15 protein-coding genes and 1 pseudogene are annotated in these 20,504 nt (G+C 33.0%); 2 read left to right on the top strand and 14 right to left on the bottom strand.

What is annotated here, in order from left to right; translation table 11 throughout:
• Nucleotides 1–210: 210 nt before the first annotated feature.
• The 5 genes and pseudogenes from DMB92_RS01750 to DMB92_RS01770 all read right to left on the bottom strand — a co-directional run bounded on the left by DMB92_RS01750 (nt 211) and on the right by DMB92_RS01770 (nt 10,365).
• Nucleotides 211–2,076, bottom strand: coding sequence for a pentapeptide repeat-containing protein (locus DMB92_RS01750; RefSeq protein WP_221886240.1), 1,866 nt, complete (start codon nt 2,074–2,076; stop codon nt 211–213).
• Nucleotides 2,076–2,489 (bottom strand): annotated as a pseudogene (locus DMB92_RS01755) (TaqI-like C-terminal specificity domain-containing protein); the annotation flags it as partial. The pseudogene DMB92_RS01755 and the gene DMB92_RS01750, both read right to left, overlap by 1 nt.
• Nucleotides 2,468–6,526 carry an Eco57I restriction-modification methylase domain-containing protein gene (locus DMB92_RS01760; RefSeq protein ID WP_142681317.1) on the bottom strand — a complete coding sequence of 1,353 codons (4,059 nt, stop codon included), beginning with the start codon at nt 6,524–6,526 and terminating at the stop codon, nt 2,468–2,470. The pseudogene DMB92_RS01755 and the gene DMB92_RS01760, both read right to left, overlap by 22 nt.
• A gap of 74 nt (nt 6,527–6,600) precedes the next feature.
• Entirely contained in the window at nt 6,601–7,791 is a 1,191-nt protein-coding gene (locus DMB92_RS01765) for an ankyrin repeat domain-containing protein (protein WP_142681318.1), read from the bottom strand.
• Nucleotides 7,792–7,818: 27 nt separating this feature from the next.
• Nucleotides 7,819–10,365: a bifunctional aconitate hydratase 2/2-methylisocitrate dehydratase gene (locus DMB92_RS01770; RefSeq protein WP_142681319.1), complete on the bottom strand. Its 2,547-nt coding sequence runs from the start codon at nt 10,363–10,365 to the stop codon at nt 7,819–7,821.
• Nucleotides 10,366–10,420: 55 nt separating this feature from the next.
• On the opposite strand from DMB92_RS01770, the gene DMB92_RS01775 reads away from it, so the two are divergent.
• Nucleotides 10,421–10,885 (top strand): methylated-DNA--[protein]-cysteine S-methyltransferase, encoded by a 465-nt coding sequence (locus DMB92_RS01775; RefSeq protein ID WP_142681320.1) that lies wholly within the window; start codon nt 10,421–10,423, stop codon nt 10,883–10,885.
• A gap of 26 nt (nt 10,886–10,911) precedes the next feature.
• On the opposite strand, the gene DMB92_RS01780 is transcribed toward DMB92_RS01775, so the two are convergent.
• The 6 genes from DMB92_RS01780 to mobB all read right to left on the bottom strand — a co-directional run bounded on the left by DMB92_RS01780 (nt 10,912) and on the right by mobB (nt 16,714).
• Entirely contained in the window at nt 10,912–12,234 is a 1,323-nt protein-coding gene (locus DMB92_RS01780) for a major outer membrane protein (RefSeq protein ID WP_142681321.1), read from the bottom strand.
• A 96-nt stretch (nt 12,235–12,330) separates the two neighbouring features.
• A complete protein-coding gene (locus tag DMB92_RS01785; protein ID WP_142681322.1) occupies nt 12,331–13,269 on the bottom strand; it encodes a hypothetical protein in 939 nt (312 codons plus the stop codon).
• Nucleotides 13,270–13,271: 2 nt separating this feature from the next.
• On the bottom strand, nt 13,272–15,161 hold the full coding sequence (metG, locus tag DMB92_RS01790) for a methionine--tRNA ligase (protein ID WP_142681323.1): 1,890 nt from the start codon (nt 15,159–15,161) through the stop codon (nt 13,272–13,274).
• A gap of 30 nt (nt 15,162–15,191) precedes the next feature.
• Nucleotides 15,192–15,389 carry a hypothetical protein gene (locus tag DMB92_RS01795; protein ID WP_142681324.1) on the bottom strand — a complete coding sequence of 66 codons (198 nt, stop codon included), beginning with the start codon at nt 15,387–15,389 and terminating at the stop codon, nt 15,192–15,194.
• A complete protein-coding gene (locus tag DMB92_RS09125; RefSeq protein ID WP_185900144.1) occupies nt 15,386–16,225 on the bottom strand; it encodes a class 1 fructose-bisphosphatase in 840 nt (279 codons plus the stop codon). Before DMB92_RS09125 ends, DMB92_RS01795 begins: the two co-directional genes overlap by 4 nt.
• A gap of 3 nt (nt 16,226–16,228) precedes the next feature.
• Complete coding sequence (gene mobB / locus DMB92_RS09130) at nt 16,229–16,714, bottom strand: molybdopterin-guanine dinucleotide biosynthesis protein B (protein WP_185900145.1); 486 nt, start codon at nt 16,712–16,714, stop codon at nt 16,229–16,231.
• A 95-nt stretch (nt 16,715–16,809) separates the two neighbouring features.
• On the opposite strand from mobB, the gene DMB92_RS01805 reads away from it, so the two are divergent.
• A complete protein-coding gene (locus tag DMB92_RS01805) occupies nt 16,810–17,304 on the top strand; it encodes a hypothetical protein (protein WP_142681325.1) in 495 nt (164 codons plus the stop codon).
• On the opposite strand, the gene DMB92_RS01810 is transcribed toward DMB92_RS01805, so the two are convergent.
• From DMB92_RS01810 to gltX, 3 genes are read right to left on the bottom strand one after another with little or no spacing between them, the layout of a single operon-like run.
• Nucleotides 17,216–18,823 carry a lytic transglycosylase domain-containing protein gene (locus DMB92_RS01810; protein ID WP_142681326.1) on the bottom strand — a complete coding sequence of 536 codons (1,608 nt, stop codon included), beginning with the start codon at nt 18,821–18,823 and terminating at the stop codon, nt 17,216–17,218. The genes DMB92_RS01805 and DMB92_RS01810 overlap by 89 nt on opposite strands.
• Nucleotide 18,824: 1 nt before the next feature.
• Nucleotides 18,825–19,109 (bottom strand): YggT family protein, encoded by a 285-nt coding sequence (locus DMB92_RS01815; protein ID WP_142681327.1) that lies wholly within the window; start codon nt 19,107–19,109, stop codon nt 18,825–18,827.
• A gap of 2 nt (nt 19,110–19,111) precedes the next feature.
• Nucleotides 19,112–20,428, bottom strand: coding sequence for a glutamate--tRNA ligase (gene gltX, locus DMB92_RS01820; protein WP_142681328.1), 1,317 nt, complete (start codon nt 20,426–20,428; stop codon nt 19,112–19,114).
• Nucleotides 20,429–20,504: the final 76 nt, after the last annotated feature.

A 20,504-nucleotide genomic window follows, 5' to 3' on the forward strand; every position in this document is an offset into this window, starting at 1 on the left:
ATTATATTTAAAAAACTTGATATAAGGCTTAGCCTTTGAGAGCTAAAATTAGCATTTTATTGAGCACAGAATGAAGAAAACTTAGGTCATCTTAGTATAGAGGCTATGCTTAAAACCAGCACAGAAGCGGCTTAAACTTTGTGAATTTCATAGCTTTAAAGCTCTATGATTTCAATCTCTTCTTTACTTAATCAAAGCCTATATACTAAATCAACTCGGCACTATGGAGTTTTTTCGTGCGGTTTTTTGAAGAGAAAAAAGAACTAAGGTTATAAGTATAGTATAAGATATATTTAATGTTATCAAGCTTGGATCAGTTAAGCTTTTATCACTCTCATTTGCGATTTTTCCTATCAAAGGATGGATCATATCAGGTCGTTTTATGAGTATTATAAAAAATCCTATATATGAGATAATAAGTATTATATATCTACCAAAAAATAAAGATTTGGTATAAATTAAACAAATATACAAACTAATAAATAAGGTATTTACGAGTAAAGAATATCCAAATTCTTTATTCAGATTTAATAAAAATCCAATAATTATTCCTAATGAACAATAAAAAATGTAAGAAATAAAGAATATAAGAATTAAATCTTTTATTAAATACGATAAATCTTGCCTCAAGATCTTCACAAGCTTTATGAAATTTTCTTTTATCAAACACCATAAATTTTGCCCCAAGCTCTTCACAAGCTTTATAGAACCTTCTTTTTTAAGGATTTTTGCTAGATATTTTCTAGTCATAAGACACAAAGAATTCAAAAATTCTACATTTTTATATACTATCAAAATACCGCCAAGAATTATAAAAATAAAAGCTCCTATATCGATATAGGGCTGAAAATTATCAAAAAATTTAGATAAAGTTAAAGTCTCTTTTGTATCCTTTATCTTATTGTCGTGAAGCCAAACAAAACCTTGAAAAAATAAAGCATACAAGCTAATTAACAATATAAGATTATTAAAAACCTTTAAAAGGTCTGTATGATGATCGCATAATTTTCTATAAAATCCTAAGAGTAGATAATCTACAAAATCTCGAAATCTTAAAGTATTTTTTTCCACATCTTTCATGTTTTTTACATCTTTACCCTTTTTGTCCCAATTGCATCTAAGTTCTAGCTCCTTACAATAAAGCTCATATTTATGGAAATTTGAAGCATCTAAAAGATTGTTATCTTTTATCAAAGTATTTTTAAAAGTCCTAAAAGAATCCCTAAAATCATTAACAAATTTTTCTAAGGCTTTTTTCTCTTTTTCTTCTTTATTGTTGTTAAAATTTTCGTATTCTTGGTAAGTTTTTTCCTCTAAGTCATCAAAGGTAAAATTTAAATTTGTGTTGATCAGATTTAAATTTTTTTTAAATATTGCTTGGGTAAAATTTGGAATTTTTTCAAATTTTACCCCATAAAAATTAGCAGTTTTTTCAAATTTACATTCTTGAAAATTAACATAATATTCAAAATGAGAGTTATTAAAATATACATTATCTTTAAAATAAGACATTTTAAAACTAACTCTATTTTCAAAATTAAAATTCATTAAATTTACTATGTTATCAACTTCACAAAAATCAAACACAAAATTTGCCATAAATTTTATATTTTTACTGGAGTTATGTTTGTTAAAATCTTCAAAAATACATTTTTGAAATTTTATATCTCCTTGTATATTTGAATTTATTGTTACTCCTTTCAATTTACATTGACTAATATTTAATTCTTTTATATGATTTATCTTGCCACTAAATATCATATAATCAATAGTACAATCCAATATATTTAATTTTTCAAAATATGTATTTTCAAGATTAAATTCCAAACCATCTTCAATGTTGCTTTGAAATGTGACTGTTTTGTTAAAAATAATATCTGAAAAATTAAAATGCTTATTTTTTATTGGCTCGTTAAATATAATAAAAATTTCTTCATTAACAATAATTTTATCTTCGTATTCTATTACTGTTGTGAAATTCTTATCATCTGCTAAATTACTTAAAAACATTGAAAAATCGTTTGTATGGTTCCCATTATTTAAATGCATTATAAAATTATTTATTTCTATAGCCATTATTTTCCTTCTATAATTTTCATCTCATCATCTGTTAAATTATATAATTTATAAACTAAAAAATCAATTTTCCTTTCTAGCTCTTGGGTATTTGCTTTTTTATCTTTTTCTTTTAAATTTAAAAGTTCACCCACTAAGCTTACAAGCTCATCAGCTCTTTTTTGGTTTTTAGCATTTATCTTTGGGATAGGGATTTTTAAGAGATTATTTGTTTTAAGCTCCCCTTCTATTCCTCCTCCCATATAAAAAGAACGCATAGCAAAATAAATCAAGCGTGAGTTTAAAAGTCCTGTAAGATACTTCATATCCCTTTCTTTGCCTGTGATGATATTTGCTGGAGCTGGGGCGAAAAAGCCCTTTTCTTCATAGGCAAAGCAAGGCTCTTTTGCCATTATGCAAGGATAGACGATCTTACCCTCATAAAGAGGGCTTTGTAAATTTTCAAAAGAAAGAAAGCTTGATATTTTATGATAAATACTATCAAGAATTTCAGCTCTCTCTCTCTCTCTCTCTCTCTCTCTGTAAAGCTTTCTTCTATCAAGGCTCTTTCTTCTTCATTTAGATCATAAAGTTTATACACCAAATCATCAAGCTTTCTTTCAAGCTCTCTTGTCTCAGTCTTAGCATCCTTTCTTTTAAGCTCTAAAATTTCACTTGCTAGTTTTTCTATATTTTCTAGCATAGGTTTTTGGATATTTTGGATTATAGGTAATCTTTCAACAAAAATTTTACTCATTTCATACCCACTTGCCCCAAGTGTCGCACCAATTTGCTTAAAATACCAAAAATTTAGCTTCGAATTTAACATAGCACTAAGATAAAGTAATCTATCTTGATTTATTTCATTTTGAGTAAGGATAAAGCATTTTTGATTGGTAAAAAAGCCCTCCTTATCCAAAACAGCCACAAATTCTTTTGCCATATTTGGATAAACGAGCTTTTCCCTTGCAAAGTCCTTATAATAGGCTATATTATCCTGAGTTTCAAACCACTTATTGCTTGTTTTCTTTCTCGCATTATTACCTTCATTATCGACATTTTTTTCTCCACTTTGTTCTAGCCTTTTACCAAAACTTGCAAGATAATTTTTCAAGGCTGGATAATCTTCTATGTCAAGTTTAAGAGCTGGAAAAGTCCCAATTATCCACAGCCCAGCCCATTCATAGCTATATCTTTTTATATCCCTACCTCTTAAAATAGGCTTTATGAGCTTACTTGTCCTCTTTCTTTCACTAAGCCCAGCTATCAAAGAAGCCTCGCTATCATCACAAGAGCTTAAAATTTGCTCTTTTTTAGCTGTATCTATGATAAAGGCTTCATTATAGCCTGTTTTAATGCCGTAATTTATGCTTATATCCCACTGCTTAAGCGGAGTGCCTAGCCTTTCTATCTTAGCCTTGAGCTTTGCTATATCATTAGTGCTAAAGATAAAGCCCTGCTTAGAAAGGCTAGTTTGTTCTAAGAGCTTAAATTCTTTTAAAGCACCAAGTTTAAATTCGCAGTTTTGCAAGGCTTGTAAATTAGGTGCTAGGTATTTAAAAGAGCTTTTCTTAGCCTTTTGCTTTAAAAGGCTTAAGATACTTGTATCAACAGTGGCACTATCAAAGATCTTTATGCCATTTAGATCGGTGTATTCTAAAAAGGTGGTATTTTTAAGTAAAAACTCCCTTAAAGCCTCGCCGTAATTTGCCCTGGTGTATTTATTTGAAGTGATAAAGCTTAAAATGCCCTTATCCTTTAAAAGATTAAAGCCAAGTTCGTAAAAATAAGTGTAAATATCGCTTGTGCCTTTATAAACCTTATAAGCTTTTAATAAAGGCTTTAGTTCTTTAAGCTCTTCTTGTCTTATGTAAGGAGGATTTGCTACTATAAGATCAAAGCCTAGGAAATTGCCATTTTCATCAAGGACCTCGGGGAATTCAAAACGCCATTCAAGAGCGTCTTTAAATTTTTCCCCACTTAGTTCATAATCAATCTTAGCTCTCATAGCTTTGATCTTGTAAGAAGAATCAATGGCTTCTTTTTGCTCTTTTTCGGAAAGCTCTTTTTCAAATTCAAACAAAACCCCATCTACGCCTATATTTAATCCACTAATTAACTCAAGTAAGCTTTTATCATCAAGTTCAAAAGTTCCAAATTTTTCTCTATGCTCATTAATAGCCTTTTGAAGCTTTTTTGTTTCTTTGGGATTTTTAAGCTCAAGTTTAAAAACTGCTTTAATGTCCTTTATTTTTGCTCTAAGTTCTTCTTTGCTTGTTTTATGAAGGGCTTGGTCTGGATTTTTATAATCTTTGACAAGATCTTTATATTTTTGCACTTGAAATTTAATATTATTGTTTGTAAATTTATCATCAAGCTTAAATCTTGACACCAAAGAATTGCCACATTTTATATTTATGTCTATATTTGGCAAGCTCTTAAGAGAGTGAAAGTCTAAATTTGCTAGATCCTCATAAAAGCTATTTTTAAGTAGTTCTATCCAAAGGCGAAGCTTGGTAATCTCGCATGAGTTTGCATTGATATCCACACCGAAAAGATTATTTTCTATAATGCTTTGTTTTAGATAAAAAAGTTCTTTTTGTATGAGCTGAGTTTCATTTTCGCTACTTGGACGCTGGTATTCTACAAGCTCTTCATTTTGATTTTTAATGATAAGCTCTTCATTTATGGCTTTTATGCTGAACTTTCTTTCAAGTAAATTAAGCCTGCTATAAATTTCAAGCATAGCATTAAGAGCTGAGACCAAAAAATGCCCACTGCCAACAGCTGGATCGCAGATTTTAATGCCTTTTAAAAGCTCTTTAAACTCCTTTTTAAGCCTTGTTTTATCCTCGCTCTTTTTTAAGCTTCTATAAAGAGCCTCGTCAAGCTCATCTAAATCTTTTGCTTCAAATTTATATTTTTCATTAAATTTAGCTAGAACCACCCTTTGTAAGCCTTGCTCACACATATAAGAAGTGATAAAGCCCGGAGTATAAAAACTGCCATCCTTATAGCCATTTAGCTTTTCAAAGACAAGCCCTAAGACGCTTGAGCTAATCAATTCTTTGTGTGCAAAAAGCTCTTTTTCATCTGTAAAACCATAATCAAAGCTATCCAAAAAGTCAAATAAATACTCTAAAAAATCAACTTTTCCGCTTTTTGCCTTTAAATTTTTATCTTTAAGATTTGTTTTTTCATAATAATTTAGGCTTAGTTTATTTTTAAGGCTTGAGATTTCAAGCAAGTTTTTCTCGCATTCTTGCTTTTCAAATAAAGAAGAATTTAAATAAGGCAGATATGCAAAAATAGAAGCTTTATTTCTGCTTTCATAATCTTTGGCTAAAATTTCAAAAAAAAGCTCATTTAAATCATCAAAGTCTTTAATCTTTTGAGTGTTTAAAAACTTAAGGCTTTCATCTTTGTTAAAACGCACTAAATTGGTTTCAATAAGCTTTAAAAATAAAATGCGGTTAAGCCACAAGATAATAAGGCTCATCGCATTTTCAAAGTCCTTATTTACAGGGCTTAAATTTGAAGAGATATTATAAAATAAGGTCCCTTGTCGCTCTTTACTTTCCTTGCTTTCTTTGATGATAATCTTACCCTTTTCCTTGCTCTCACAAAGCCCTAAGATATATAAAAGCTCATTGTAGAAGTTTAAATTTAAGACATTGGCATCGTTTGGATTAAACTCATCAAATAAGAAATCTTTGTGAAAAACCTTAAAATAAGGCTTTAAAGCTTGAGGCCTTGTAAGAAGCTCTTTTTGAATATCCTTTTTAAAAAGGGGCTTAAAATCAATAAAAAGTGCTTTTATAGTGGGCTCTACAAATAAATCATTTTTTCTAAATTTAAAATCTGCCTTATACTGAGCTGAGTTTAAAATTTTCTCACTTTCTTTATAAAACTCATCTGTGTTTGCCTTAAAAAGAGAACTTGGATCTTGAAAGGCTTTAAAAAGCTTTTTATAATACTTGCTTTCTTCAAAAAGCCTTTTAAACTCTAAGGCTTCAAAGATATAAAAGCTATAAAAATCAGTGATAATGATAAATTTAAGGCTGGTATTGCCTGCTTCTCTTAAACGAAGATAATATAAAATGCTTTCGTGCAAGGCTTTGCGCTTTATATCATCTTGAGTGATGAACTCTTTACTATCAGCTTTTTTAGCCTCTATAAAAACTTCGATATTAGCAGTATTTACAGGGCAATCCTCTTTAAAAAGGGCTAAATCAAGCTCGCTTTTGCCACTTTGCTTAAATTTAATATTTGTTTTAAAGCTTAGAGCCTTTAAAAAAGGAACTAGGGCATTAGCAACTAAGGAGTCTTCGTTTTGATCTTGTAAATTTGTAAGATTTTCTTTATAGCTTTTTAAAGCCTTGCAAAAGGCGTGAAATTCTTTTTGCTCTAAGGCTTTTTTGTAATAATAAGGATTTAAAAAATCCCTTTCGTTCAAACAAAGGAGCGTCATTGGTGTGCCTTTAAGTTTATTGAAATTTTAGTAAGCGTTTAAAAATAAGTGTTTTGAATTTGAAATTTAAGCCCTCATTCCAAACTTCCCTCATAAAATAAATTCTCATTTTCCTTAAGTCCAAGACTTTTTAGATACTGAGCATTTTCTTTTTTGCCAGCTGCTAGGGCAAAGTCAAGTGCGTTAAAACCAAGATCATCAACACGCTTTATATCAGCTCCTTTAGCCACTAAAAGCTTTAAAATTTCAGTATCGCTAAAGCTTGCGGCGTGCATGAGGACATTTTTTGAAGTATGCTCTAAGGCACAAAGTGTGATATAGTAAGGCGTGCTATCTCCAACATTCGCACTTAAGGCTAGCTTTTCGTTTTTGTTGATATAAAAGGCATTAACATTTGCTCCTTTTGAAATGAGAAGCTCGCTAACTTGCTTGAGGTTAAATTCTACGGCATAAAATAGGGGTGTTTTTCCAAAGGAATTAGCATAATTAACATTTGCACCCTGTTCTAAAAGAAATTTTGTATTTTCAAGACTAAAAAGTGCGTAAAATAAGGCACTTTCATAACCCTCATCAATCTTTGCTCCAAAATTTAAAAGCTCTTTGATAATGCTTAGGTTTACATTGTTTAAAAGTCCAGCTCTTAAAGCGAGGCTGAGTTCAGTACTATCAGGAGTGTTAGCGTAAATATAGTTTCTTAAGGCACTAAGGCTGTTGCGAGTAACCACTCTTTGAATTTCACTTAGACTTTTAAAAATTTTTGTCTCTCCAACAGCCCATAAAAAGAACTCGTTTAGGGCATTTTCGGTATAAGTTTTAGCATCTTTAGAGCTTAGTTTAAGCTCTTTTTGAAAGAATGCATTTAAAGGTGCTTTGGCTTTTTCGTATTCGTTATAAAAATCCTTATAAAGCTTGAAATTTCCAACGCTTTGATAAGCCCAATACTCAAAATAATCCTGCAAAGCCTTTAAATTTTCTCTTTTTTCAAAATTTGTTTTTTCAATGGAAATTTTGGCTAATTTTAGCTTGAAATTTTGTAAATTTGAAAGATAGTGAATACCGGCACAAGCACTATTTGAGCCACGAATTTCATTAGCAAGCTTAAAAAGTGCTTGAGTGCTTTTTTGATTTGCTAAGGATTTTTGACATTTGTTAGCAGCTTCTAAAATTTCTTTATTTACAGGCGTGTTTTTGTTTTGCAATAAAAACTCGCATTCATCAGCCTTACAAAAAAATATAAATAAACATAAAAGCCATATTTTTTTCAATTTTTATCCTTAGCTTATAAAGATTTATTATTCTTCAAGTTCAAAATCTTTGATCTCGTTGAAATTTAGATACTTGTAAATATTTGCCTTATTTTCATCGCTGATCTTATCTTTTACGATTTGCAAATACTCATCAGTACTTGGCAAACGCCCTAAAATAGCACAAACTGCACCAAGCTCGGCACTACCAAGATAAACTTGAGCGCCCATTCCCATTCTGTTATCAAAATTTCTTGTCGAGGTTGAAAAGACTATGGCTCCGTCATTTACGCGTGCTTGATTTCCCATGCAAAGCGAACAGCCCGGAACTTCTATCCTAGCGCCAGCAGCACCAAATACGCTGTAATAACCCTCGCTTGTAAGCTGAGCCTTGTCCATTTTTGTCGGTGGCACTACCCAAAGTCTTGTTTTAAGCATGCCTTTGTTTTTCAAAATTTCGCCTAAGGCTCTATAATGACCGATGTTTGTCATACAAGAGCCAACAAAAACTTCATCGATGTGTTTTGCTCTTTTAGGATCAGCTAAAATTTCGCTTAAGGTTGCCACATCATCAGGATCATTTGGGCAAGCTAGGATAGGCTCTTTGATTTCATTTAGGTTGATATCTAGCACATAGGCGTATTTTGCGTCCTTATCGGCTTTTAAAAGGGTAGGGTTTTCAAGCCATTTTCTCATTTTTTCAGCCCTTCTTTCAAGGGTGGCTTTGTTTTCATAGCCTGCTTTTACCATAGCTTCGATAAGAGTGATATTTGATTTGATGTATTCACTCACACTTTCAATGCTTAAATCAACACTACAAGCAGCCGCACTTCTTTCAGCGCTCGCATCGCTTAGCTCAAAAGCTTGCTCGACTTTTAAATTTGGCAAGCCCTCTATCTCTAGGATTTTGCCTGCGAAGATATTTTTTTTGTTTTTCTTTTCGACTGTGAGTTGTCCATCTTTGATCGCATAATAAGGGATAGCATTAACAAGATCTCTTAGGGTAACTCCTGGTTGAAGCTCGCCACTAAAACGCACTAAAACGCTTTCAGGCACATTTAAAGGCATAGAGCCTGTTACTGCTGCAAAGGCGACAAGCCCACTGCCTGCTGGAAAAGAAATGCCGATAGGAAAACGAGTATGCGAATCCCCGCCTGTACCAACCGTATCAGGCAAAACAAAGCGGTTAAGCCATGAGTGAATGACTCCATCGCCCGGCTTTAAGCTTACACCGCCTCTGCTTGTCATGAAATTTGGCAGGGTTTTGTGTAAATTTGAATCACTTACCTTAGGATAAGCAGCAGTATGACAAAAGCTTTGCATAACAAAATCAGCATTAAAACCAAGCGAAGCAAGCTCTTTGATCTCATCTCTAGTCATAGGTCCTGTGGTATCTTGAGAGCCAACTGTTAGCGTAAGTGGCTCTATATACATGCCAGCTCTAACTCCCTCAACGCCACAGGCTCGTCCTAGCATTTTTTGAGACAAAGTATAGCCACCGCTGCTTGTTTCTGGTTGTTTTGGTTTGATAAAGATATTTTCATGTCCAAGCCCTAAAACTTCTCTAGCCTTAGCACAAAGCCCACGACCTATGATAAGAGGAATTCTTCCTCCTGCTCTAACTTCGTCTAAAATGGTGTTTGGAGAGAGGTTAAATTTAGCGATTTCTTCGCCGTTTTTGATGATCTTTCCCTCATAAGGGTGGATTTCAAACTCATCGCCCATTTCAAGCTTGCTTACATCGCAAACTATAGGCAAAGCACCACTATCTTGAGCTGTGTTAAAAAATATCGGTGCTATGGTCGCTCCCATAACAATACCACCGCTGTGTTTGTTTGGAACACCTTTGATTTCTTTGCCTAAGTGCCATTGTATAGAATTTATAGCTGATTTTCTACTTGAGCCTGTTCCTACGACATCGCCTACATATACGACCTCACGACCGCTTTTCTTAAGCTCTTTGATCTTTTCTAAAGATCCTGCTTGACGCACCTTAAGCATAGCATTTGCATGCAAGGGTATATCACTTCTTGTAAAAGCATCACCGGCTGGGCTTAAATCATCGGTATTTGTTTCACCAGCTACCTTAAAAACCACGCATTTAATGACTTCAGGGAGTTTTTCTTTTTTCTCAAACCACTCAGCCTCTGCCCAGCTTTGCAAAACTTCTTTTGCGTGAGCATTGCTCTTGCTAAGTTCGGCGATGATATTGAAATTATCATGCACGAAAATGATATTTTTAAGCACATTGGCTGCGTCTTTTGCTATGCTTTCATCTTTTAAAGCGTCGATTAAAACCTTGACATTATAACCGCCAAGCATGGTTTCTAGCATTTTCAACGCTCTTTGTTTGTCTATACATGGAGAATTTATCTTGCCCTTTAAAATGCTATCTAAAAACTCGCATTTAACCAAGGCTGCATCATCAACGCCCGGACTCACGCGATTTTCAAGTAAAAAGGCTAAATTTTCATCTTTTTCTTTACTCAAAAGCTCGCAAAGTTCTTTGGTTTGCTCTGCATTTAATGGAAGTGGAGGAATACCTAAACTTTCTCGTTCTGCTTTTAACTTTTCATATTCTTGCATGAAACTCATTTTCTAACTCCTTTTAATTTATTTGTTATAATTGTAGCAATAAAAAGGAAAAAATATGTTTAAATTGTATTATTTATGTGAGTTTTCTTATATTTTGTTAAAAAGTGATACACAAGCACTTATTAGTGCTGAATTTTGCGAAAAAAAGCAAGAAGAAGAAAATTCTTGTGAATTGTTAGAAAAGGCTTTTTATCAGCTTGATATGTATTTTAAAAGACAGCTTTTTGAGTTTAAACTTCCTTTAAAAGAGCAAGGAAATGGCTTTGAAGCAAAGGTTTATAAGGCACTATGTGAAATTCCTTATGGAAAAACGGCAACTTATAAAGAAATCGCTCTTAAAATAGGGCATAAAAATGCCTTTAGGGCAGTGGGCAATGCAAATTCTAAAAATCAATTACCTATTTTTGTGCCTTGTCATAGAGTGGTTGGGGTTAATTCGCTTGGAGGTTATACAAGTGCTTTAAAAAACTCACTTGACATAAAAAGGTATCTTTTAAGACTTGAGGGAATAAAACTTTAAAATCCTAGCTTGTGCTAGGATTGTGTTTAGAATTCGTAAAGAATTTCAAGTTGGATAGTATTTTTACTCATATCTACGCTTCCGGGCATATCATTTTTGTGAGTAAGATTTGAGTACCAAGCATTAAAGCTTAGATTTTTATTATAATTATAAGTTAATTCACCAACAAGCTCTCTTTTTTTGCCTCCACCTTGTTCATAACCATTAGTAGTTCCAATTTTAGTTCCTCCAAAGATGTATTGAGCGCCTAGTCTGATATTTCCCGGAAAAGTATATCCAGCACCCATATAAGCAAAGGTGCTTTCTCCAAGAGCAGTAGCTAAGTAAGCACCCTTAGTATAAAAAATTTCCTTACCCGCATCAACGCCGGCTGCTCCAAGATCTTCTATGGTATTGAGTGTAAATTTTTGTTTTTTACCATAGCGAAGTCCGCCCAAAGTACCATCAAAGCCGTATCCTTCTAAAGTGCCTTTAAGCGATATGAGTGTTCCATTATCAATAGTTGTTTCGTTGTTTTGGTTTGTAAAATATGTTTTTAAATTTGTATGTACTGAGTTTCCAAGATAGCTTGCTTGTATGCCCCATACTATCTCTTCATCGACATTTAAACTATAAGTTATATCAGCAGCATAAAGAGTGGCTCTTTTGTTAAGATAAGCAAGCCAAAGTTGGCTATCTAAGCTTGCACCACCTAAGTCATACGATCCCGTGAACATAGCACCATACATATTTTGTCTAAAAAGAAAATCGCTTGGATTGCTTTTTCTTCCAAGTTGCGTTTGAACTGAATTTCCATCCTCATCATCATAGTTCATAAAACTTCTATCAGTATCATCTTCAAAGCCATCAATCCAAAATGCTCCAAAAGTCGTGCCATCAATGTATTCAACAGCTAATTTTCCAGCAATCCCAACCATATCATCAGTCCATATAGTGCCTAGTTCTTGACGACCTATAAGTGCTGAAATAGCGTAATCTTGGTTAATGTATTCAAAAAATCCTTGACGAAAAACAAGGCTTTTGCTCGTATCTGCTCTATTGTTATTTACACCATATCCACCCTCATAGATTGGATCGTATTGAAGTTGTCCAAAGATCCTAAATTCATCGGCAATATGAGCATTAAAACCCAATTGGGCTTTAAATTCGTGTTGTTGTTGTCCCCCAATAGCTCCTGCAGTGCTTGGATCAAAGGTTGTAAGATTGCTCCATCTTCCCGTATCATAGCGGTATCTTGCCATACCGGAAAAATCAACATTTCTAATAGCATCTTCAAGAGCTAAAGCATTTGCTGTTGTAAAGCTTCCAAGCAAGAAAATGCTTGCTATACTTAGTTTTGTAATTTTCATTGTTTTACTCCTTAAAATTTTAAAAAGCTTTATCTTACTTTAAGAAAACTTAAAATGATATAAAATAATATTAATTTTTAATGTAAATAAACAAAATTAAAAAAGAGTTTTTTCTTTTGGTTGCGAAAGAATGGCGGATAAAAAATCATCTTCGTTTTCTAAGATTAGGCAATACTTAAAGTCTTTATAGTTTATCAATTTTTCTAAATTTTGATATGAAAAATCACAAAATAAAGAATTTTTTAAAGCTGTTTTAAAGCCATTAATTTGCTTAAAATGCTCTTGTATAAAATCAAAATGAAGCTCATCTTTGGCAAGTAAAAAGGCTCTTGTGCTTGTGCCAAATGCACAAATTTGGTTATGTGTATCGACAAAAAATATCTTTAAAAAATCAAGTTTTTTATCGCTGAAATTATAAGAAAGTTGTTCTTGTTTAAAAAAATGAACAAAATTAGCAAAAAATTTGGCATAAATATAAGGAAATTTTAAATTTTTAAAATACTCACCCTCGCAAAGTATAGAAGTAAAAAACAAACTTGAGTCGTTTAAAAGCTCAAAAGAAGCATTTTTAAGAGTTTTATAATTTGCACAAAGTTTTAAAAGATATGATTGTTTATCACAAAAAAAATATGACTTATTTTTTGCCTTTGTTAGAAGTTTAAAATCTTGAAAAACATTGCCCTTTAAGCTTTTAAAAGCAAAAGCCTCAGCAAAGCAAAGCTCAAGCCTATCACAAAGAATAAAGTTAAGTTCCTTTTCTTCGCTTAAAAACCTTAAAAGCCTCAGCAAAGCAAGCTCTAAATCATCACTTTGTAAGTAAAATACTTCTTTATCAACAGCTTCTAGCTTAGAAGAACTGATGATACAAAAAGCCCCTTTATCCACAGCAAGCTTTGCTTCTTCTTTGTCATTAGTAAAAAATGCAAAACCTGCGTTAATGTCTTCGATATCAAGAGCAAAGCCAAGAACAGAGCTTATGCTTCCTTCATTAATAATTTTGGTATTTAAAAGCTCGTTTAAATTTGAGATATTCAACTTTAGCCTATCAAAGAGCCATTTTGCACGAGTTCTTTAGGACTTATCAACACAAGCTTATCCCCACTTTTTGCACTTAAAATCATACCATCGCTTTCATAGCCAAAAATTTTAGCTTTTTTAAGATTTGTCAGCACGCAAACTTGCGTGTTGATAAGATCTTGAGGTTTGTAAAATTTAGCTATGCCTGAGAGAACTTGCCTTTGTTCGCCATTTTCAAGCTCAAGATCAAAACGCAAAAGCTTTTCGCTACCCTTGATATTTTCGCAGTTTTTAACTAAGGCAACTTTGATTTCAATCTTAGCAAAATCATCGATTTTTATTTTTGGACTTTCTTGTTTTATTTCTTTTTCTATGCTTACAGCTTGTGCAAGTAAAGGTTTTTCGATCTTTATAAATAAAGGCTCACAACTTGTGGTTTCAAAATCATACAAATCATCATTAAGCACCAAATTTACATAGTTTGAGGTATTAAGCTCAAAATTTAAAGCCTTAGCTATTTTTTCGCAACTTTTTGGCAGAGTAGGGGAGAGCAAAATACAAACCTTAGCTAAGATATTTGCACATAAGGCTACTAGGGCATTTGCCTTTTGTGTTTCTTGGTTTTTGATGAGATTCCAAGGTTCGTATTTGCTTATGCTTAAATTTGCTAGGCTCAAGGCTTTGAAAAGCTCTTCTAGGTATTTGTTTATTTGTACTTGCTCTATGTGATTTATGGCGTTTTTAAGATATTCTTTGCAAAGTTCAAGTTCGCTTTGAAAAAAGGTGTGAATATCTTTGCAAGATATTTTGTTATCACTATATTTTGCACTCATGCCCACGATACGACTGAGTAAATTTCCAAGTTCGTTTGAAAGCTCTGAATTTATGCGGTTGATTAGGGCTTGTTCGTTAAAATCCCCGTCATTTCCAAAGGGAACTTCTCTTAATAAAAAATATCTAAAAGCTTCCATTCCATAAGCATCGACAACTTCTTTAGGCTTGATGACATTGCCCTTTGATTTACTCATTTTTTCGCCATCTTTTGTCCACCAGCCATGTGCTGCGATAAATTTAGGCAAGGGTAAATCAACACTCATCAAAAAAGCAGGCCAATAAATCGCATGAAATTTCAAAATATCTTTGCCCACTAAATGAATGTGTGCAGGCCAAAATTTCGCATTTTTTCCTGAATTTAAATAATCAAGAGAACTGACATAAATAAACAAAGCATCAAGCCAAACATAAATAACATGCTTATCATCTTGTAAATTTTGAGGAAGTTTTATCCCCCAATCAAAGCTTGTTCTTGTGATAGAAAGATCTTTAAGCCCGCTTTGAACGAAATTAATCAGCTCGTTTTTTTTGTTTTTAGGTAAGATCGGATCAGCTTCTTCATACCATTTTAGGATTTTTTCTTGATATTTTGAGAGTTTAAAAAAATAGCTTTCTTCCTTGACTAAATTTGTAGCCTTGCCACAATCAGGGCAAGTTTCATTGACATGAAGCTGAGTTTTGGTAAAAAAGCTTTCGCAAGAAATGCAGTAATGCCCCTCGTATTCTCCCTTGTAAATATCTTCATTTTCAAACATTTTTAAAAACATAGCCTTAACAAGATCAATATGCCTTTGATCTGTCGTTCTTGCGTAAATATCATAGCTTATTTCAAATTTGTCCCAAAGTTTTTTAAACTCAAGGCTGATTTTATCGGCGTATTCTTTGGGGCTTGAATTTCTTTGACTTGCGGCTTGTTCTATCTTTTGTCCATGTTCATCAGTACCTGTTAAAAAAAGCGTTTCCTCGCCTTGCAAGCGGTAAAATCTTGCTAGAGTATCGGCAATTATCGTTGTATAAGCATGTCCTAAGTGTGGCACATCATTGACATAATAAATTGGCGTAGTTAAATATCTCATCATCATTTCCTTAAGTTAAATTTAAAAAGCTTAAAAGTCAAAGCCACCTTCGTTTTTGCCCTTTGACATGCTATTATAAACTGCATCAACATAAGTTTTTCGCGTATCACACTCAAAAATCAGCTCGCAATTATAACATGAATTAAGATTTTTAGAGCTTTGGCAGGACATTAAAATTTCTTTTTGCTTGTCCATTTCTTGTTCGTATTGATCTTTTACTGCGCTCATTGATCAGCCTTTAAAAGTTTTGAAATTTCATAGTTTGAGCCAAAAAAACAAGGCGTTGTAGCATGAATTTCATCAAATTCAAGCTCAAGCAAGGATAAATTTTCGCCATTACTGCTTTTGCCTCCAGCTTTTTCAAAGATATAGGCAAAGGGAAAGACCTCAAAAAACGCTCTTAATTTACCCCTTGGTGCATCACTTGTCGCAGGGTAGCTAAAAAGTCCGCCACCCTTGCATAAAATTTGGTGCAAATCGCTCACCATAGCACCTGAATACCTCAAACGATAGCCCTCATCAAAAAGGCTTTGAATGAAAGCCTTATGCTCTTTACTCCAGTTTTTTTGCGTGCCACCGGTGGAATTTAGCTTACCTTTATTTTCAAGCCTTAGCTCTTTGATAAACTCAAATTCATTTTGAGAATTTAACCTATAAAGTCTTGGCAAATCCTCGCAAATAACAAGCTCAAGGCGAGGTCCATAAATGCTATAAACAGCAGCTTTTAAGGCTTTGGCGCTTGCTTTTTGCTCATAAATGGCAAAAATGCTACCCACTGCAAAATTAACATCAACCAAAGAAGAGCCATCAAGCGGATCATAAGCAACGATAAATTTAGCATTAGCATTAAGCTCTAGGGCTTCTTCTTTTTCTTCACTTATCAAAGCCTTTAAGCTGGGACATTTGCTTAAAATTTCGGTGATGATTTGATCGCTTTTTACATCAAGCTTTAGCTGGGTGTCTCCTGTTTTATTTTGTCCGCTCAAATAGCTTGTATCTGGAAATTTAAGCTCTTTTGAAATTTGCAAAACGGCTTCTTTGATATGTTCTAAAAGCTGTGTCATTTTTTAATCCTTTATTTTTTTAGCATTTTTTAAAATATACTCGCAAATACCCTTTATATCATCTAAATGAAGCCAAAAAAGCCTTTCATCATTTGGCTTTTCATAGCTTGCAATGGCTTGCGAAAAAGCAAAATAACTCTCATCAAGTTTTTTACAAAAAACACTTATACGCGGTAAATCAAGGCTCTTAAGCCCCTCAACTAAAAACAAATCAAACTCGCCAGCCATTTTAAAACACTGCTCTAAGCTTAGGCTTGAATGCGAGAAAAAAGTTGTTCGAGTAGGGCTTAGCACCATAGTATCAGCCCCACTTTGAAAAAATTTGAAGCTATCCTTACCCTGCGTGTCAAAACTTGCCTTATCGCTTGGATCATGCTTTAAGATAACAACCTTAAGCCCCTCATCTATAAAATGCTTTGCAAGCTTTTCAATAAGGCTTGTTTTGCCTGAATTTGAAGGTCCGCTAAATGCCATTGCGAGTTTTTTCATCACTAACCTAGTAAATTTTTTCAAAATTATAGTATTTTAAAGCAAAAATAGAGTTTAAAAGCTTATAATAATAAATAAAAAATGTGGAAAATAATATGAAAAAACGATCAATTTTTTTCTTATTTCTTATTTCTTATTTGTTTTGTGCTTGTTCAAATAAAAACCAAGAAGAAACGCTTAAAAATCTTAGACACCAAGCCTTATTTTATACCCAAAAAAATAAAATTCTAGAAAAGGATCTTAATGCTGTTTTAATCATGACTTATATAAACCCTGTTTTAGAAGAATACGAAAAAGATGAAATTTTTGTCTTAAGCCTTGCACCAAAGGAATTTGAAATTCATTCATTTGATATTTATATGGGTAGTGAAAAGGCAAAAATAGAGCCTATACAAGAAAATAACGAACTTTTGAAATATTTTATCACAAATACTCATGCAAAGTATTTTAAGGCTAGCTTTTCGAATAAAGATCTTCAAACCTTGAAAACAAAGATTTGTATCAATTCTCAGTGCTTTGAATTAAACTTTCAAAAATACTCGAAATCTTTATATTATCGTTCAGAAGATGTCGATACACAATATAATTAGCCAAAACCTTTTTTGCGTAGTTCCTACTTTCTTGATAAGGCACAAGCTCCATAGATAAAAAAGGCTCAAATTTACCCGGTTTAAAAAAAGAACCCTTAAGCATTTTGTTTGTAAATCCTATACCTCCATTATAGGCATAGGCTATAAATACAGGATTTTTAAGTCTTGCCTCAAGATAGTCTAAATGATGATTAGCAAAAAAATACGCTGTTTTTGGCTCAAACATTTCATCAGGATCGAAATTTTCTATCTTTAGTTCCTTTTGGGCAATATGCGTAGCCACATAAGGCATAAATTGCATCATACCAAGAGCATAAGAAGTAGAAACAGCACTTGGGATAAATCTACTCTCCTGCCTTGCGATAGCCAAAATAAGAGCCTGTCTTGGAATGTTATAATCTTTTAGATATTCAAAATAGGGCATAATAAAATAATTTTTTCTAAAATTATCCACCCTTTCAAGTATGTAAGCATATATAGGTAAGGTATCTTGGCTGTTAAATTCCCCAGCCATTTTTTCAAGCTCTTTTGTTCCAGCATTTTGAATCTTTTTAGCTAAACTTTGCCATAAAAAAGGATCTTTCATGTTAAAATCATTTTTTTTATCCTTAGCTTTTAGAATGGTAAATTCTTTGATTTCCACATTTTTAAGCTCCTTAGCATAGATACTATAAATGTTTAAAGAAGAGCTTTTGCTCAAAAGTTCTAGTTTTTTATCATCTTTTGAAATTTGATATACCCAAAATAAGGCATTATCTTTTTTACTTTGCATTTTAAAGCTTTCATAGGCTTTTTGGAAGAAATTTACAGCCTTTATTTCTTCATTTAAAGTAAGTGCATTTACACCTAGATGAAAGGCTGTTTCTTCACTCGTGTTTTGAGGATCAATAAGAAGAAAGGAGCTTCTTAGCTTAGGAAGATTTTGTTTGATGATAAGTTTTTGAGAAAAATTATTAAATGATTTTTGTTTTGCGAGTTCATTAACATAGTCCTTATTTAAGCTTATATCAGGAGTGTTGAAATGATTATATACCTTTACAAAATGAGTTGTATTGTTATTTTCGATCAAGAAATTTAGAGCATTTGTTTGATTAAAAGCTCTTAGAAGTAAACTTAAATCCCTATGGTTTTTTAAATTATAAGCTAGAGTATTTCTTGTTTGCTCACTTAGACTTGATATGAAAGCAAGGGAATTAAGGCGGTAAATTTGACAGGTCGCGTTTGCATCTAAAATGGTGCTTTTGGTGTAATTGAAGCACTTGACATATTTTGGATCAACAAAAGCACGAGTAGGAACAAATTTTTCAAGTTCTTTTCTTAGTTTGCCAGCATAACGAAAGATATGAGGACGCAAAGTCTTTGCTTCTTGCTTTGAAATTTTATTTTCTTCAAAAAGTCTATAAATATAATAATCCTTCGCTAAAGAATTTTCTTTCGTTTTAAGTGTTTTTAAATCATAAGGACTTTGAGCAAAAAGACTAATAAAAGCAAAAGCAAGGCTTAAAATAATCCTCTTCATCTTAAATTCCTTGTGATAATCTTCCAAGCAAAATGCTGATAAATTGCAAGATGATGATAATAACAAGCGGAGCTAAGTCAATGCTACCTATACGAGTAGGTATAAAACTAACAAGTCTATAAGCAGGTGCTGCAAGCTTATAAAGAATTTGCACTATGGGATTGTAAGGATCAGGACTCACCCAAGAAATGAGCGCTGCGATAATGATAACCCACATATAAGCATTGATAAGAATCTGTATAACGCTAATGATAGAAGCAAGTAAAGATAAGCCCAAAAATTCCATTTTTACTCCCTAAATTTCAAAAATTTTTTCAAAAAGCCATAAAGTTCAGCAAGCTCAGGACCATGAACGCTGCCTGTTAAAACGAGCCTTAAAGGCATAAAAAAGCTTTTGCCTTTTAAATTTGTAGCCTTCATCAGGCTCGTTTTAAACTCCTCATAAGTTTCAGGCAGGTTTAAATCTTTCAAAGCCTTTAAGATAAGCTCGCATTCAGCACTAAATTCACCAAAATCTTTCTTACCAAAAATCAAAGCAAATTTAGCTCTTAGCTCCTTAATGGTGCTTGCTTCTTGAGTATAAAATTTAGCCAAATTTGCAAAGTCTTTTTTCAAAGTCTCATTAAGCTTAAAATCCTTAAAACCCAAAGCCTCGCACAAGGCTTCATCACTCATGAGCTTGATATGCTCTCTATTGAGCTGTAAAAGCTTTTTAAGGTCAAATCTAGCCGGTGCTTTAGACACTTTTTTAATATCAAAAAACTCAAAGCTTTCTTCAAGGGTAAAAAGCTCCCTAGGCGTTTTATTTCCAAGCATGATGAGATAATTTGCAATAGATTCAGGCAAAATTCCCTCATCTAAAAGCCATTTTACGCTAGAGTGTGCCTCTCTTTTGCTCATCTTCACACCCTCTTCATTTAAAATGATAGGCAAATGTGCATAAGACATTTTTTTATCGTAGTTTAAGCTTGCTCTGATATGCTCTTGCTTAGGCGTATTTGAAACATGATCTTCGCCTCTTATAATGCAAGTAACGCCCTCAAGCATATCATCAACCGCACAGGCAAAATTATAAGTTGGCGTTTTATCCGCACGCATGATCACAAAGCTATCCACAGCCTCAGGCTCAAATTTAAGCTTGCCTTTTATAAGATCTTCAAATTCCATTGTTTTGCTTGGTTTTTTAAGGCGGATCACAAAGGGCTTTTCATTCATCAAAACTTCGCTATCTGTCAAATTCTCACAAGTTCCATCGTATCTGTAAGCTTTTTTTGCAAGCTTTGCGGCTTCTTTTTTGGCTTCAAGTTCTTCGCTCGTGCAAAAACAAGCAAAAGCTTTTTTCTTGCTTACAAGCTTTAAAGCCATTTGGCGGTGGAATTTGAGGTTTTGGCTTTGCACATAAAAATGTTGCCACGAAATACCAAAAAGCTTTAAAATTTCTTTGATTTCTTCTTCTTTTCCTGCGATATTGCGAGCAGTATCGGTATCCTCGATACGCAAAATAAAATCCACGCCTTTTTGTTTCGCACAAATATAGTTAAAAATCGCCGCTCTTAAGTTACCTATATGCATATCGCCTGTTGGCGAGGGTGCAAAACGATACATTGACTTCCTTAAATTTGGGGTTTTAAAAGCAAGATTATAACTTAAAAAAATTAATGTTTTAGAATTTGTTTAACAA

This window comes from Campylobacter sp. MIT 99-7217 (genome assembly GCF_006864365.1).
In the GTDB taxonomy this organism is placed as follows: Bacteria; Campylobacterota; Campylobacteria; order Campylobacterales; family Campylobacteraceae; genus Campylobacter_D.

Bases quoted from the DNA above. Each gene is read 5' to 3' on its own strand.
- DMB92_RS01805 (WP_142681325.1), top strand. From the start codon at position 16,810: ATGAAAAAACGATCAATTTTTTTCTTATTTCTTATTTCTTATTTGTTT.
- mobB (WP_185900145.1), bottom strand. From the start codon at position 16,714: ATGAAAAAACTCGCAATGGCATTTAGCGGACCTTCAAATTCAGGCAAA.
- DMB92_RS01810 (WP_142681326.1), bottom strand. From the start codon at position 18,823: ATGAAGAGGATTATTTTAAGCCTTGCTTTTGCTTTTATTAGTCTTTTT.
- DMB92_RS01760 (WP_142681317.1), bottom strand. From the start codon at position 6,526: ATGACGCTCCTTTGTTTGAACGAAAGGGATTTTTTAAATCCTTATTAT.
- DMB92_RS01750 (WP_221886240.1), bottom strand. From the start codon at position 2,076: ATGGCTATAGAAATAAATAATTTTATAATGCATTTAAATAATGGGAAC.
- DMB92_RS09125 (WP_185900144.1), bottom strand. From the start codon at position 16,225: ATGACACAGCTTTTAGAACATATCAAAGAAGCCGTTTTGCAAATTTCA.
- DMB92_RS01775 (WP_142681320.1), top strand. From the start codon at position 10,421: ATGTTTAAATTGTATTATTTATGTGAGTTTTCTTATATTTTGTTAAAA.
- DMB92_RS01770 (WP_142681319.1), bottom strand. From the start codon at position 10,365: ATGAGTTTCATGCAAGAATATGAAAAGTTAAAAGCAGAACGAGAAAGT.
- metG (WP_142681323.1), bottom strand. From the start codon at position 15,161: ATGAGATATTTAACTACGCCAATTTATTATGTCAATGATGTGCCACAC.
- DMB92_RS01795 (WP_142681324.1), bottom strand. From the start codon at position 15,389: ATGAGCGCAGTAAAAGATCAATACGAACAAGAAATGGACAAGCAAAAA.
- DMB92_RS01780 (WP_142681321.1), bottom strand. From the start codon at position 12,234: ATGAAAATTACAAAACTAAGTATAGCAAGCATTTTCTTGCTTGGAAGC.
- gltX (WP_142681328.1), bottom strand. From the start codon at position 20,428: ATGTATCGTTTTGCACCCTCGCCAACAGGCGATATGCATATAGGTAAC.
- DMB92_RS01815 (WP_142681327.1), bottom strand. From the start codon at position 19,109: ATGGAATTTTTGGGCTTATCTTTACTTGCTTCTATCATTAGCGTTATA.